Below are 15,116 nucleotides of genomic sequence, written 5' to 3' on the forward strand. Positions count from 1 at the left end.
GGACCGGGACAAGGCCGTTAGTCCTGCCGCTCCAAGGCGTGCCGGTGCACCCGATACAGCCCGGTCACCACGTGTTGGTGGTACACCTTCTGCGTCAGGACGGTGAACGTCCGGTGGTGCTCCGGAATCACCACGTAATCGTAGTGCTGAATCACCCGGTCGAACGCCGCCGGGCTAAGCATGAAGTTCTCCTGTCCCACCGCTTGGTCGGTGAAATAGTAGTACCGTCCCACGTAGCCCGCGTAGTAGTCGTCCACGTCGACGGCCTGTTCATCGACCACCAGAACCTTGCGGTGGTTCAGGTGGTGCCAGGGCCGCGAGGTGCGCGCCAGTTGACGGGGCAGCGTGTTGCGGTTCATCCGGTTGGTAAAGGTCGTCCCCGTGATCTCCGAGTACATCAGGGTCACGGCGAAGAACCCCGCCACCAGCGTGCTGAGTTGGTAGGCGTTTTTGCTCATGATGGAGGTAAACGACCGCGAGTCGCGTTTCTCAAAGGTCTGTTCGTAGAAGGTCGCGTCGATGATCCGCACCAGGACCATCGCCCCGATAAACAGGCCCAGGATGACTACGCTGGCCCGATACCGTTCGATGCCGTCCAGCAAAATGGCTTCGGCGTAGGGCATCGACAACACGTACATCCCCAACAAACTGACATCGTACAATAGCATTAGGCCGTCGATCAGCAAAGCCGTGGCCCACAGCCGGTTGCGGTGCCCGTTGACCAGCCAGATGATTAGCCAGGCCCCCAACAGCACGGCGTTGATCAGCAACAACCCCTGCGTCGAGAGCTGGTGCCAATCGAGGACGTGGCGCAAGAAGTGCTGACCGATGCGCAGCAGCATCTGCGGGCTCTCGCCAGCGAGCTGGTGCTGGTAAGCCTGCGCGCTGATCTCGTGTTTCGACAGGGTGAAGGTCGTCTGCACGTGGTGTTGCCACAACAGAAACGGCCCCGCACCCGCGCTCAACGCCACGACTGCGCCGCCCCATTGCCGGACCCGCGCCCAGCCGCGGCTGTTTTGCCAGCTGACGACCAGGGCGTACCCGGCCAGGACCACCACGTAAAAGGTCGCCGAATTTTTCACCAGCAGGAGTCCCGCGGTAAACAGGGCCACGTGGGGCCACAACAGCCAGGGGCGGCGCCGGTAAACGAAGACGCCGGCCAGCGCGGCCACCGCCAGCAGCGGCAAGACCAGGTCGACCAGCAGGTTGTTCAGCCGAATCGCGACGTTGAAGACCAGCGACCCGGCAATCGTCAGGCACAGGATCATGGCGGTCAACGCGCGGGTCCGGTCACGCAGCACCGCGAACACGGCGTAGGCGGCCGCCCAGATCAGACCGAACTGGGCCACCAGCATCAGGCCCTCGCTAAAGCGGGTCCAGTGTAAAAAATGGGTGATCAGTAGCGCCGTCGCCGGCGGGTACGAGGTGAACGAGATCAGGTGGTCCGCCGCCCCGGGCAGATGCCCCGTGAAGTAGAGGAACTTGACCATCACGGCCCAGTGCGAAAAGTTATCGTAGTGGACCAGCGGACTGCGGGCCAAGACCGCGGCCATGGCCCACCCCAGGGCCACCATCCAAAAGTCAAACAGGTGCAGGCCCACGAACGGCAGTTGGCCGCGGTGAAAGAGCCCCAGCAAAAACCAGAGGACGGCGAGGTCCCAGCCTATGCCGGTGACCACACGAATCCCCAGGGTCAGCTGGCCGCCCATGGCGAAGCCGTACAGCAGGAGAATCTGGATCAACAGCGCGGTCACCCAACGCAAATACGGATTGACCCCGAGGCGCCGCAGCGCTCCCGTGTAACCCGTTAGTCCCAATCCGTATGCAATTCCGCCCAGCCAGGTCGTCATGGTGTGGTTCCCTTCTTATATTGCGTTTACTTGATGATGCCTACTTCAAAACTGCTTAAATCGTCGTTGTCCGTCGCTCTAAAACTGCCTCAAGCGACGTTCATGGCCGCTCCACGCCGGCGAGCAAGATGACCGTGGTGGGCACGACTTCGAAGCCCCGAAGTGCACGGGTCTCCGAAGCTCGGCCTTGATGTAGGCTGGGACAAGACCCCAGCCAACATCAATTTCACCACGGTCATCAAGTCGCCTCCGTTGCGCTCACCTAGTGCGGTCCCCACTACTAACGGGATCAACTGGCAGCTAACGTTGTCATGGTCACGATTGTGAGAACTCTTTTCGGCCAACGTCCAAGACCACTCAATGTGGCGTTCATGTATTCGCCCCAGTAACATTGCTTGCAATGACCTAGATTCAGCTACAGGTGTGCTCACGGCGTTCCGGTTAACAGTTATTTCGATAATCATGAATAATCGAATGACTAGTCCTACGACCGTTAACTAAGTCTCAAACCATCTTGCTCGCCGGCGTGGAGCACTGGTTACCGCAGTCTACTTTTCTTGAGTCAGACGTTAGACCCGGTTGAAGCGTTCGCTTAAGCGACGTTCCCAGGCCCGGGTGCGGACGACCAGGTTCATGTAGAGCTCATCGAACGGTGTGATCCACGCGTCCTGGACCTGTGGCAAGGTCTGGTTTGCCCCGTCATAGATCAGCTGGAGGTAGTTGTCTCGGTTGTGATCGGGCGCGACCGCCACCTGGGCACTGTACAGCGGCATTTGTTTGCCACGTGGTACCACCCGGGCGACCTTCCCCGTTAACGTAATCCAGTTATGCTGCGACCGCAGCCGCAACTCGATGGCATCGTTGGCCTGTAACGGCATGGTCCCGTTATCGGTAAAGGTGAACGCCGCGCCCCCCTCGGAGACGTCGGTGGTCCGAATTGGGTGCCAGTCCTGCCCCCCCGCTAGTTTAACCTTGCCGGGGACCTCCCGGGTAAAGCGCTCGTTCTTCCGGTAAACGTGCCGGCCCATCGCGATGAACAGGCACATGCTGAGGTTGATGAAGTGCATCATCAGCCAGAAGGTGATGACACTGCCGACCAGAATTTCCGACCCATACTTGCCGTAATTGAATTTAATAATCGCGAACAGTGTCACGGCCCACAGGACCAGGTACGGAATCATGTACAGCTTGTCCTTGATGGAGAAGGTCACGTTTTTCGAGGTGACCTTGAACTTCTTGGCCTTGATGCCGACCGTTTCTAAGATGACCGGAATGAACAGGTACGGTGCGAAGAAGGTCTCCTGGACCTCCCCCCAGCGCTCGTTACGGATCATCCCCGCCTTGTCCCCCTTGCCGGAGGTGTCCCCCATCACGTAGTGCAGCAGGAAGTACCCCGGCGCCCAGATGACCATCAGGATCCAGAAGTTGGCGTCGACCACCTGAATCTTCCAGATGGCGTAGAGCAGCGGCGCGATGATGTAGACCATCCGCCGGAAAAACGCCCACCAATACGCATAGGTGTTCAGCAGAATCAGGCGGTTCATCCAGGACAGCTTGGGGTTGGTGAAGATGTGCAGGTTGCGACAACTCTGAATCACCCCCCGCGCCCACCGCGTCCGTTGCTTGATGACCCCCTTGAGGTCGATTGGCGTGATACCACTGGACTGGGGTACCTTGGTAGCCAGACTGATGTAGCCGGCCATGTTCAGTTCGGTACCCAGTTGGAAGTCCTCAGTGATTGTGTTGGTCGGAAAACCGTCGACGTCATCGACCGCCTGCCGCAGGAAAACGGCGTTGGACCCGGTGAACAGGGCCCGCTTATTGCCCCCGTTGAGCACGTTCACGTCGCGGGAGAAGAAGTCCTGCTCATTGGGCACGATCTTTTCGGAAAAGAGATTGAATTGAAAAATGTCGGCGTTGTAAAAACTCTGCGGCGTTTGCACGAAGCCCAACGGTTCCGCGTGGTCCGGGTCGTCTTGCAGCTCGCGCCAGTTCTGTTGAAACAGCGGCACCGTTTCGTTTAAAAAGCCGGAGAACGGGATCATGTCGGTATCGAAGATGACAAATAGCGGCGAATGCAGCTGTTCCAAGGCGTGGTTGATGTTTCCCGCCTTAGCCTTCTTGTTGCCGTCCATGCCGATGTACCCCACGTGGTAGTAGTCGGTCAGGGCCCGCACGGCCTCGCGGTTGCCGTCGTCGGCGACCACGATGTGCAGTTTTCGATGGTTTGGATATTTAATGTAGGTCGCGGCGTTGATGGTCTTACGTAGCAGCTCTACGTCCTCGTTATGCGTCACGATGATCAGGTCGACGTCCGGCAATGGCTGGCGAGCGTCGTAATCGGGAATCGTCAAGTCCTGCTTCTTGGTGGTCGCCAGCATCCGAAAGAAAATCAGCATGAAACCGGTAAAGTTCGACACGATTTCACTGAAGACCAACAACAGCGCGAAAATCAGCGTAAACAGGTGGGCGTGCCAGGGAATCGTGAAGAAGACCCGCCACAGCAGGTAGATCACCGACAGGGCAATCGCCAGAACGTTTAAAATGCGTCGTTCATTAGACATGTTCCCGCTCCCGAAAGATCCACGTCTTTTGCACGTAATAGCTCACCAAGAAAAGACCGAAGTCGCCAATCAGCTTGGCCAGCGTGGGCACCAGGTTGCCGTTGGTCAGGAACAGGTTCAGCCCCACCGTGAGGGCGTGGGTCAGGTAACCCGAAGCCAACGTCTGAACCACCAGCAGCCCCACGTATTTCGCCAGGGTCTGCTCCCCAGCGTCGGCAAAGACCAGGTGCCGGTTGATCAGGTAGTTGGCGATAGACGAGCACGCCCGGGCCAGTACGGTCGCAACCATGATGGTCCGCAGCGACGTCCCGTTGCCCAGTAACAGCGTGAGCAGGCTAAATAACCCGATGTCGATCAGAAAGGACGTCAGGCCACTCAGGGCAAATTTAATAAATCGGGAATAGATGGCGAGCGAGTCGCGGACCACCCGAAAGTGTGACGACGCGTTGCCGTCCAGATAAATGGTGGGAATCGGCTGTTCGTTCACGGCCACCCCGTGAGCCTTGGCCTCCAGCAACATGTCGAACTCGAATTCGAAACGTTCGCCCGGGAACCGGCTCAGCGCGGCCACGTACGCCCAGGGAATCACCCGCAGACCGGTCTGCGTGTCGCTGATGCGCTGGTGGGTCAGTAACCGGACCAGATTGTCGGTCAACACGTTGCCGAAACGACTGCGCCACGGGACGTTCCCGGTGAACTGCCGGGCACCAATCACCAAATCGTCCGGATGAGTCTGAGCGCGGTTCAAGCAAGCTTCCAGGGCCGCCACGGTGTGTTGCCCATCGGCGTCCAGGGTGGCGATAGCGTCGACCGGCTGATCCTGGGCCAGATAGGTCCGCAGGCCGGTCTTTAAAGCCGCCCCCTTGCCCCGATTGTGGTCGTGGTGAACCAGAGCCAGCCGAGACGCGTGCAGGTGGGCCAGTTGTGTGAACACGGGTTGGTGGGCCGCATCGCTACCGTCATCGACGACCAGAATCGTCGCGATGGGTGCGGGGCTCGCCAACAAACCGTGAACCAGCTGAATGAGTTTTTCGTCCGGATTCAAAGCCGGAATGAGAACGCCAAAAATCATGTAACCCTCCCTATGAATTCTTGCGTGAATAAATAACGTTAAAAATATGGTGTTTTGCTAACAAGTATATTACCCTGTAAAGTATTAAATAGATATGGCTTTTTGACCACATCTTGAAAATTGGTCAAGGCTTTTTCACGGCGTTTTTTCGGGTTGCAATGTTTTCAATTCAAAGGCTGTAAACCAGTTATAGCTTTAAGTAATCGTGCGATTACCGGGAGTTGGCCGCTTTCATCGCGGCATAACAACCATTTTGCGCAATCCATCTCACCCGGTTAACGGTTCTCAATGGCCGGTCAAGTCATCAGATGGTTAAACCATTTTTCAGCTGAATGGTTCGCCACAATCACCCGGAAGGTGGTGAAAAAGTCATTCACCCCCTCGGGTATTTTTCGGCGCACAAAAAAATTCCCGTCAGCCGGCAAGCTAACGGGAATCTGTTATCAAATTAGCAGTTAAATCAAGTCCATCTTCTTCGGCGGGTTGACCAACTTTTGACCAATCTCTTCGCCTAAGATTTGCAAAGCCTTTTCACGGCTTGGGACGATGTCCATGTTGAAGAGAATTGAGTCGATATCTCCACCTGCAAAGTCAAACTGTTCGAAGTAAACGTATGGGTCGTGCTTGTCGTCATCGTTCAAGAAGTGCGCGGTAACCGCGTCGTTCAAGGCCGATGCCCAAGCCAAATCTACCATCTTTGGTAGATCGTGCTTCGTCACATACCCCGGCTTCAAGATCAGCTTTGCCGCCTTGTCAACATCCGCTGCGGGAATGGTGATCTTCGGTTCGTCTGCTTTTTCCTTTGGTGTGTCTGCCATAATCAAAAATCTCCTTTGATGTAACTAATTTTAGTCTAGTCCTTTTTACCAAAAACGTTAAGCACCACCTTCGATTAATTTCATCATAGCGGCCCCGCCCCCTTTTCCCAACCAAAGGCCCCACCCCAGTTGGGTCAACTAACCCACCTGCTGGTCGCGGTTGGTGCGGGCTGATTGTTACATTGCTACGTGCTAAAAGCCGCTTCAACTGCGGAAATCAGCCGCTCCACGCCGGCGAGCAAGATGGCCGAGGTGGGCACGACTTCGAAGCCCACCAAAACCGTGGTCTCCGAAGCTCGGCCTTGGTGTAATCCGGCAGAAAACGCCGAATAACACCAATTTCACCACGGCCATCAAGTCGCCTCTGTTTCGCTGACCATAGTGCCATCACCCTCGCCCAACGGTCCAAATCGGCTGCTATCAATGTTGTCATGGCTTTCATCACCCTTACTGGATTGACTTCTGGCCATGACGATCCCCATTCAATTGCTAGATTTGATAGGCAAAATTACTTCAAGGATACGTGTTCTGCCAATTGATTAAAAAAGTCGTGCTATTGACGTGCCGTTCCACTGTCCCACTTAGTCGTGCCCACGGTCGTCATGATCCATCCAAACGGAAGCAATTGACAGCTTTCGCTGACTTCAACTAGTTGCCCATATCACGGAGATACATGGCTAAGTTTTCTCCAATCTCAGCCGACCGGCAGGCGCTATGGTCATCAATTAACAGCGGTTCTGCTTGTCATATCTTTACAAAAGCAACATCATTCTTTCATTTCTGCCCCCCGTTAGCCGGTAACGACATCGCAAGGTCTCAGCTGGAGGGGGCGACAAAAATGGGCTCAGGGGCGAAATTTGTCTTAGTCGGCGGGTTTCAGCCGGCTTAGACAAAGGCCGGTATTTGAGGACCTGGGTTACGGGCTCAAATCCGTGCCCACCCCGTTCCAGCCCGATTTTTGCCGCCCCCGGAAGCGCTGTTTACTTCCAAAGCGGGTCACTTTTCAATCGCCTGCCATTATTTAGGAAGAAATATTCGGTGTTCGGTTGCGTTCGGGCCGCGTTGGCGGTACAATTTGGCTCAACTTAAAGACTACAAATGCGTGGTCATCCGCGCTATAATGGACAGATAGAATAAGCGAAATGAGGAATGATGTGTGGATAGCGGTCAGATAGTTGTAAACTTAGTTATTATTTTAATTACTTTCTTCTTTGCAGCTTTCTTTGTTGCCTGCGAGTTTGCCCTGGTTCAGACCCGGCCTAGCGCGTTACAAGAGAAAATCGACGAACGTGATAAGCCGTCAGCCAAGCTGACTCGGGCCATGAAAATGGTCACCAATTTGAATGAATATTTATCAACGACTCAAGTCGGGGTCTCCCTGGCCGGAATCATCTTAGGGTGGATCGGGGAGACGTTCTTCGTCGACATCTTGTTGGCGGGAATCGCCCCGATGCACATCAACAGCACCACGGCGCACACCGTCAGTGCCATCATCGGGGTGCTGTTATTGACCTACTTGGAAGTGGTCTTCACCGAAATCGTGCCGAAGAACATCTCTATCGACATGCCGATGAAGGTCCTGATGCTGGTGGTCACACCCCTGCATTACTGCCACGTCATCTTCTACCCGTTCGTCTGGTTGTTAAACACCAGCGCGACCGGCGTGGTCAAGATGATGGGCCTCAAGGTCGCCAACGAAAGCGACGAGGTCTTCTCGCAGGCCGAGATTCTCAGTCTGTCCCGCAGCGCCGTAGAAGGCGGGGAGTTGGAAAAGAACGACCTGGTCTACATGCAACGGGCCTTCGAGTTAAACGATAAGGTCGCCAAGGACATCATGATCGACCGGACCCAACTGGAAGTCATCGACATCACCTCGACGGTCAAGGAAGCCTTAACGGTCTACCTGCAGGAACGGTTCAGCCGTCTGCCCGTCGTCGCCGATAACGACAAGGATAAGATTCTCGGGTACGTTTACAATTATGACCTGATTCGCCAGCAACAGGTCGACTCCTCGATTCGGGTCGACAAGCTGCTGCGGGATATCACCACGACGCCGGAAACGACGCCCATCACGCAGGTCTTGCAACAGATGATCAAGCACCAAACGCCTATCGTGGTCGTGGTCGACGAGTACGGGGGTACCTCCGGGATCATCACCGATAAGGACATCTACGAAGAACTCTTCGGGACGGTCCGCGATGAGATCGACGACGCCAACGATCAGTACATCTTCAAGCAACCCAACGGGACGTTCCAAGTGAACGGGAAGATGACGACCTACGACTTCGAACGGTACTTCAACGTGGATATCAAGGACTTTGAGTCCACCGATATCGTCACGCTGGCCGGGTACATCATCGACAACTACCCGGACATCAAGGTCAACGACGTGATTCACCTCGAAAACTTCGACCTGAAGGTCATCGATTACGAGAATTCCTTCATTAATTGGTTTGAGGTCACCGTTAACCCGGTTCAACCGAAACTTCAAATAGAAGAAACGACGCACGATAGCGACGACGAGAACAAGCACGGTCATCATCACGACGAGCATTAATTGACAACGCACGGACCTCGGTTCGTGCGTTTTTTTGTATTCCCAATAAAAACGTCCGGTCTCGCAAGCATTGCTAGACCGGACGTTTTTTCTCATCTCTCATGAATCTTCCCTTGCCGACCACGGCCACCACGACCTCCGTTTTCCCCGTACGGTGGGCACGCGGTAACGCGCTTCCAGGTGTAACCGTAAGATTCGGTTCACCCTATCCAATTGGGCCGGTGCGGGCGCACAGATACCCCCTTCCCAGCGGTCGACCACCCACGGATCGACCCCCACCAGCTGTGCCAGGTGGGCCTGGGTCATGTTCTGCTGCTTCCGCGCCGAGCGAATCCGTTGTCCTAACTCCATGAAAACTCCCCCTGTCTCCAATTCGTAGGGTAACATTCCTCATTGGGTAAACGGTTAATCCATCGCTTGGTTTTATTAAACGATTAACAAAGTTTTGTTGGCTTTTTAGGGACAGGTTTTCCCGTCAGTTGCCCAAACAAAAAGGCCCGGGAGCGTTCTCCCGAGCCCATGGTCAAGCATGGCTTAACCCAATTTTTCGTGTTTTGGTAACCGCGTTGCTAACAGGAACCCGGCGAAAGCCAAGACCAACGTGAAGTAGAACCCATAGTGGGCCCCGTTCACGAAGGCACCGGCCGCCTGGTGCGCGCCGTTAGCGTAGTAGGCCGCTTGCCCGATGCCCAACAGACTGGTAGCAACCGCCGTAGAGATCGCGCCGACCACTTGTTGTAAGGTGTTCATGATGGCACTCCCATCGGCCGCAATCGGCCCCGTCAGGGCGTTTAACCCGTGGGTCTGCGATGGCGACATCGCTAACGGTGCCCCGATCATCAAGACCACGTGGGCCAGGATAATGTACCAGATGGCACTGTGCGTCGTGGTCACCGCCAGCATCAAGGCCCCGATCATCGAGATGATGAAGCCCAACATCGCGGGCCGCCGTGCGCCGACCTGGTCATACAGACGACCAGAGACGGCGGAGACGATCGCGTTCATCAGGCCCCCAGGGAACATGATGACCCCGGTCAAGGCAACAGGCACTAACAGCCCCTTTTGGATGTACATCGGCAGCAGGTACATCGCCGACAGGATAATCCCGAAGTTGATCATGACCAGAACGGCCCCGGTCCGGAATCCTGGAATGGCAAAGGCCTTCAGGTTCAGGATGGGGTTCTCCATGGTCAGTTGCCGGTGGCTGTACCACGCCAAGACGACCAGCCCTAAGACCAGCGCGCCCAAGACAGCGGGTGAGCCCCAGCCTTGGTCACTGGCCAGGCTGACCCCGACGACCAGACTGCCGAAGCCGACCATCGATAACAGGATCGACAGGAAGTCGATCTTTGGCCGCGTCACGGGCGCGATGTTCTTTAACGAGGTCACCGCGAAGAGAAAAGCAATCACCAGGAACGGCACGAACAGCCAGAAGATCCACCGCCACGAAGCGATTCCCAGGACTAAACCGGCCAGCGTTGGTCCCACGGCAGGGGCGAACATGATGACCAGACCGACCATCCCCATGGCCGCACCTAGTTTGTACGGCGGGAAAATCTGCATCGCAACCGTAAACATCAGCGGCAGGATCAGCCCGGTGGCGATTCCTTGGATCATCCGTCCCAGTAACAGCACCCCGAAACCGGGGGCCGATGCCGAGATGATGGCGCCAACCGCAAAGTCGATCAGCGCGAACAGGATGACCTGCCGGGTGGTGAACCACTTGGTAATGATACTGGATAACGGCAAGACGATCCCGATCATCAGCATGTAGCCGGTGACCAACCATTGGACCGTTGCGGTTGAAACATTTAATTGCGCCATTAATTGGGGTAACGCAATGTTCAGTGACGTTTCACTGAACATCCCCACGAATCCGCCAATCAGCATCCCCATCATGGCAAGCATGGGATGGGCCACTGGGACCCGCACCTTGTCGGCGACTGCTTGGTTTGATTGTACTGAATCCATTTTTTCACACTCACTTTCATTTTCCACACAATGGATTACTGTAGCAGAAAAAATTTTTCTTCGTAAGTGTTTTTTAAGAAAATCTAAACGTTAACCGTTTTCATGCTGGGCAGCGGCGATTTTTTGGCGTAATTCCTTGAGTTTGGCCTGATCTAGCTCGGGCGCCTGCATCAGCTGGTCGTACTCGAAGCGCAACCGCGGCAAATCGGTGGCCGGGGTCCCCTGCGCCGTGCTCTGCGGGTCCGCGAGCCGCTGATGATCGACCGCCAGCGTCCGGGTCGCGACCCGCTGACGAAAGGCCTGGTCGTGGGCCACGAACAGGACGGTCCCCGGGTAGCCCACCAGATAATCCGCCAGGGCTTCCAGCGCCGGCAGATCCAGGTAGTTGGTCGGTTCGTCGAGGATCAACAGGTTGCTGGCGCTGACCAGGATCGCCAGCAGCTGCAGCTTGACCCGCTCTCCCCCGCTGAGGTCACCCACCAGCCGGTCGTAGAAACGCGCGGTCAGCCCGAAGGCCCCCATGACCTGCCGCGTCCGGTTCACATCCAGCGTCGTGGCCCGGGCCATGGTCGCCCACACCGTCCGGTCGGTCGGCAGCTCAGTCATGTCCTGGTGGAAGTAGCCCACCCGCGCACTGGCCGCCAGATGGGTCTGGGGCTGGTGCGCCAAAATGGCGTCGATCAACGTCGATTTGCCGCTCCCGTTGGCCCCGGTCAACGCGACCCGCTCGCCGGGCTTGATGCGAAAGCTGGCCCGCCGAAGCAGTAACTTACCGTCCCGCCGTAGGTCCAGGTCACTGGCGCTGATCAGGTACTTGCCCTGCACCGGCGGAAGGTCGGTGGCGACCAGCTTGATGCTCGCGACCTGGTGCGGCTTTTCCGTCACCACTTGGCGGTCGGCCCGGTCCAGCATCGCGTGGGCGCCCCGCTCAATCTTACCGGCGGTTCGTTCCCGTAACGACTTGGTGTTGCCCCGTTCGGCGGCGGAGAGGTTCCGGCCGCCCTTGCGCACCCGGTTGGCCTTCTCGCGGCGTTTCTGGGCGGCTAGCTGCAGGTCGTGGCGTTCCCGCTGCTCGTGGCGGTAGGCGTCGGTCGCGTTGGCCGTCCGCCGTTGCTTATCCATTTCATAGGCGTCAAAGGTGCCGTTGTACTGGCTAAAATGGTGGTCGTCCACCGCCCAAATGGTGGTGGCAACGGCCTGCAACAGGGTCCGGTCGTGTGAGATGACCAGCAGGACCCCGGCAAAGTGTTGAAGCGTCCGGTTCAACCAGCGCTGATGCTGGTCGTCGAGGTTGGCGGACGGCTCATCGAGAATCAGGATGGCCGGCCGCTTGGCCAGTGCGGTCCGCACCCGGGCCAGCATGCTTTGGCCGCCGGACTTGTCCTCGGTCGGCGCGATCTGCGGCACCAGGACCACGGTGTCCGTGACCTGGCGGGTGCCCGTGAAGTCCGCCTCCTGTCCGGCAATGATGCGGGCTAACGTGGTCTTGCCGGCCCCGTTGGCTCCGATGATGCCGACCCGGTCGCCGGTCTGGGCGCTCAAGCGGTCGGTGGTGAAGAGCGGTTGGCCCGCAACGGTTTTACTTAATTGATCTAATAATAATTGTGTCAAGGTAACGTCCCCCTTTTAAATGGCGGGAATCGTTGGTGCGCAAAAAAAGTGGTCGCCTTTTCCGTTCGAAAAGCGCGCCCACCGGTTGCCTTGGCAACTCAGTCGGCGTAACCAGCGATCCCAGTGTCCAGGCAGAGTCCACCCCTTATGCGGGTGAGTCTGTCTTCACTTGGGTCTTCGTTAGTTACGCATCGGCTGAAATACCTCGTTCTTTCTTAAGTTATGCCCTAGGTTAGCACATCCCTGATAGTCTGGCAACCCCTTTGTGGCCTCGACATCTTTACATGGATAATAACATTCGCTTCACGCCGGCGAGCACGATGGCCGTGGTGGGCACGACTCCGAAGCCCTGCAAAAATCGCAGGTCTCCGGAGCTCGGCCTTGATGTAACTTGGCCCAAAACGCCAGGTAACATCAATTTCACCACGGCCATCAAGTCGCCTCCGTTCCGCTGACCTGGCGGGGTAACCCGTTCTAAACGAGACAAACTGGCAACCATAATCATCCAATCCCCCCACATAGCACTAACCGGTTAGCGAGCGGTAATGGTCGTCATGGCCCGTCTGAATTGGTAGTCATCGACAACGCCCAGCAATTGAAATGAAGTGGCCGCATAAAGCACTCACCATTCTTTAGCGATAAGGTTCTCGCCAATCCCACCCACTTTTATGACAACCAGCGTGGCGCGTGTTAGGATAATGAAGTTGACTGGTCGCTGTAACGGGCCCACCACCAGGGACCGGTTACCCGCGACCTGCCTTGCAGCACCACTCAATTCACCCTAACCAATTATCCTGTTATCTATCGGAGGGACTTAACCATGCAACCAATCCGGATTTTATTTATCTCCATCGAAGGCAACACCCGCAACTTCATCGAACACCTGACCGACTACGCGGCGCAACAGCACGCGACCGACGACGCCAACCCAACCATCGAAGCCACCGAGATCAGCGAGGCCAGCGACTTTCAGCCCGAGACGACCCCGTACTTCTGCTTCGTGCCGACCTACCTGAACGGCGGCAACGGCATCGACAACGGCGTCAAGGAGCTGATGACCAACGTTTTAGGCGAGTACATCGCCTTTCAGAATAACGCCCGGTACCTGCTGGGCGTCGTCGGCAGTGGGAATCGCAACTTCAACGAGCAGTACTGCCTGACCGCCAAACGCTACGCCCGGCAGTTCAACGCGCCGTTTATCGCCAACTATGAACTTCGAGGCGTCCCGGCCGACGAGAAACGGGTCTACGCCGCCATGGTGGCGCGCTTAAAGGAGGTCAACGGCCATGTCGACTAATCCGACCCTCGAGACCTTACTCGCCCACCGCAGCATCCGCCGGTTCACCCCCGAGAAGCTGACGTCAGCGGAGGTCCAAACGCTCATCACCGCCGCCCAACACGCGGCTACCAGCACCTTTTCCCAGCAGGCCAGCGTCATCAGCGTCACCGATCCCGCCAAACTTGCGGTGCTCGGGGACATCAGCGGACACCACTGGCTGGAACGGGCCGGACACTACTTCGTCTTCGTGGCCGACCAGTACCGCAACGCCCAGCTGGCGCCCGCCAACGCCACGACCACGGCCAACCTGCACAGCCTAGACAAGCTGCTGGCGGGGATCTTCGACGCGACCATCATGACCGAGGCCGTGGTGACCGCCGGCGAGAGCCTGGGACTGGGCAGCACCATCATGGGCAGTATTTTAAACGATGTGCCCCGGGTGATCGACCTGCTGGACCTGCCGGAACTGACCTTCCCCGTGCTGGGCCTCGCCATCGGCCATCCCGCGGAACAGCCGGAACACAAGCCCCGCCTGCCCCAAGAACTGGTCCACTTCACCAACGGCTATCAGCGCATCACTCCCGATGACCCGACTTTGGTCGCCTACAACGCCCTGATCACGCGCTACTACCAGCAACGGACCACCAACCAGCGCGAGGAGACCTTCAGCCACCACATCGCCGCCGAGCTGAGCCGCGACCCCCAACAGCGCGCGGGCATCCTGACCGGCCTGCGGCAACAGGGCTGGCTGCGGCCCACCGACGCCTGATAGCGGGGTGGAACGATGAACAAGGCCGCTATTTACCAGCTGCTAACCGACCGCCACATCTGGCACGAGATCATCGAGCATCCCGCCGTCTACACCATGGCGGACCTGACGCAGGTCACTCTGCCCCATCCCGAAGCCGAGGCCAAGAACCTCTTCTTGCGCGATGATCATCACGCAAACGACTACCTGGTCACGCTCAAGGGTGACCGGCGACTCGACCTGAAGGCCTTTCGCAAAACTTACGGGACCCGCCGCCTGTCCTTCGCATCCGCGGCGGAACTCCAAACGATGCTGGGGCTGAAGGCCGGGGCCGTGACGCCGCTGGGACTGCTTAACGATGCCTCGCACCAAGTTCATTTCTATATCGACGCCGCGCTTCTAGAGGCCCCGGGCATCATCGGCGTGCACCCCAACGACAACACCGCCACCGTTTACCTGAAAACCGCCGACCTGATTGAACTGATCAAGGACCACGGTAATCCGGTGACGGTGATGACACCCTAACTCAACGCCTCTGAAAGCCGAACGGTGAACCACCTTGATTATTCCCTGCTCGGGTCAATTCAAGACCTCTAGCGGGTCAAACTCATTTGAATATCCTATAGTGGCCCTACTTAGTAAACTA

General features: G+C 57.1%; 11 protein-coding genes. 4 read left to right on the top strand and 7 right to left on the bottom strand.

What is annotated here, in order from left to right:
• Positions 1–17: 17 nt before the first annotated feature.
• The 4 genes from FD37_RS08520 to FD37_RS08535 all read right to left on the bottom strand — a co-directional run bounded on the left by FD37_RS08520 (position 18) and on the right by FD37_RS08535 (position 6,304).
• Positions 18–1,850: a hypothetical protein gene (locus FD37_RS08520; protein ID WP_056964796.1), complete on the bottom strand. Its 1,833-nt coding sequence runs from the start codon at positions 1,848–1,850 to the stop codon at positions 18–20.
• 569 nt (positions 1,851–2,419) lie between these two features.
• Positions 2,420–4,414, bottom strand: coding sequence for a glycosyltransferase family 2 protein (locus FD37_RS08525; RefSeq protein WP_056964798.1), 1,995 nt, complete (start codon positions 4,412–4,414; stop codon positions 2,420–2,422).
• Positions 4,407–5,486, bottom strand: a complete 1,080-nt coding sequence (locus tag FD37_RS08530) for a bifunctional glycosyltransferase family 2/GtrA family protein (RefSeq protein ID WP_056964800.1) — start codon at positions 5,484–5,486, stop codon at positions 4,407–4,409. The genes FD37_RS08525 and FD37_RS08530 overlap by 8 nt, the downstream gene beginning before the upstream one ends.
• A gap of 455 nt (positions 5,487–5,941) precedes the next feature.
• Positions 5,942–6,304: a hypothetical protein gene (locus FD37_RS08535; RefSeq protein WP_045806916.1), complete on the bottom strand. Its 363-nt coding sequence runs from the start codon at positions 6,302–6,304 to the stop codon at positions 5,942–5,944.
• A 1,156-nt stretch (positions 6,305–7,460) separates the two neighbouring features.
• Between FD37_RS08535 and FD37_RS08540 the strand changes: the two genes are divergently transcribed.
• On the top strand, positions 7,461–8,861 hold the full coding sequence (locus FD37_RS08540) for a hemolysin family protein (RefSeq protein WP_045806915.1): 1,401 nt from the start codon (positions 7,461–7,463) through the stop codon (positions 8,859–8,861).
• 99 nt (positions 8,862–8,960) lie between these two features.
• Here FD37_RS08540 and FD37_RS08545 read toward each other — a convergent pair whose 3' ends face one another.
• From FD37_RS08545 to FD37_RS08555, 3 genes are all read right to left on the bottom strand, one after another.
• A complete protein-coding gene (locus FD37_RS08545; RefSeq protein ID WP_056964802.1) occupies positions 8,961–9,212 on the bottom strand; it encodes a helix-turn-helix transcriptional regulator in 252 nt (83 codons plus the stop codon).
• Positions 9,213–9,395: 183 nt separating this feature from the next.
• Positions 9,396–10,832 (bottom strand): DHA2 family efflux MFS transporter permease subunit, encoded by a 1,437-nt coding sequence (locus tag FD37_RS08550; RefSeq protein ID WP_056964804.1) that lies wholly within the window; start codon positions 10,830–10,832, stop codon positions 9,396–9,398.
• Positions 10,833–10,922: 90 nt separating this feature from the next.
• Positions 10,923–12,443 (bottom strand): ABC-F family ATP-binding cassette domain-containing protein, encoded by a 1,521-nt coding sequence (locus tag FD37_RS08555; RefSeq protein ID WP_056964806.1) that lies wholly within the window; start codon positions 12,441–12,443, stop codon positions 10,923–10,925.
• A gap of 820 nt (positions 12,444–13,263) precedes the next feature.
• Between FD37_RS08555 and nrdI the strand changes: the two genes are divergently transcribed.
• From nrdI to FD37_RS08575, 3 genes are read left to right on the top strand one after another with little or no spacing between them, the layout of a single operon-like run.
• Complete coding sequence (gene nrdI, locus FD37_RS08565) at positions 13,264–13,740, top strand: class Ib ribonucleoside-diphosphate reductase assembly flavoprotein NrdI (protein WP_056964810.1); 477 nt, start codon at positions 13,264–13,266, stop codon at positions 13,738–13,740.
• Positions 13,730–14,491, top strand: coding sequence for an NADPH-dependent oxidoreductase (locus tag FD37_RS08570; protein ID WP_056964812.1), 762 nt, complete (start codon positions 13,730–13,732; stop codon positions 14,489–14,491). The genes nrdI and FD37_RS08570 overlap by 11 nt, the downstream gene beginning before the upstream one ends.
• Positions 14,492–14,506: 15 nt before the next feature.
• Positions 14,507–14,995 (top strand): prolyl-tRNA synthetase associated domain-containing protein, encoded by a 489-nt coding sequence (locus FD37_RS08575; protein ID WP_056964814.1) that lies wholly within the window; start codon positions 14,507–14,509, stop codon positions 14,993–14,995.
• Positions 14,996–15,116: the final 121 nt, after the last annotated feature.

The organism is Levilactobacillus spicheri DSM 15429, from assembly GCF_001435095.1.
GTDB classification, from domain to species: Bacteria; Bacillota; Bacilli; order Lactobacillales; family Lactobacillaceae; genus Levilactobacillus; species Levilactobacillus spicheri.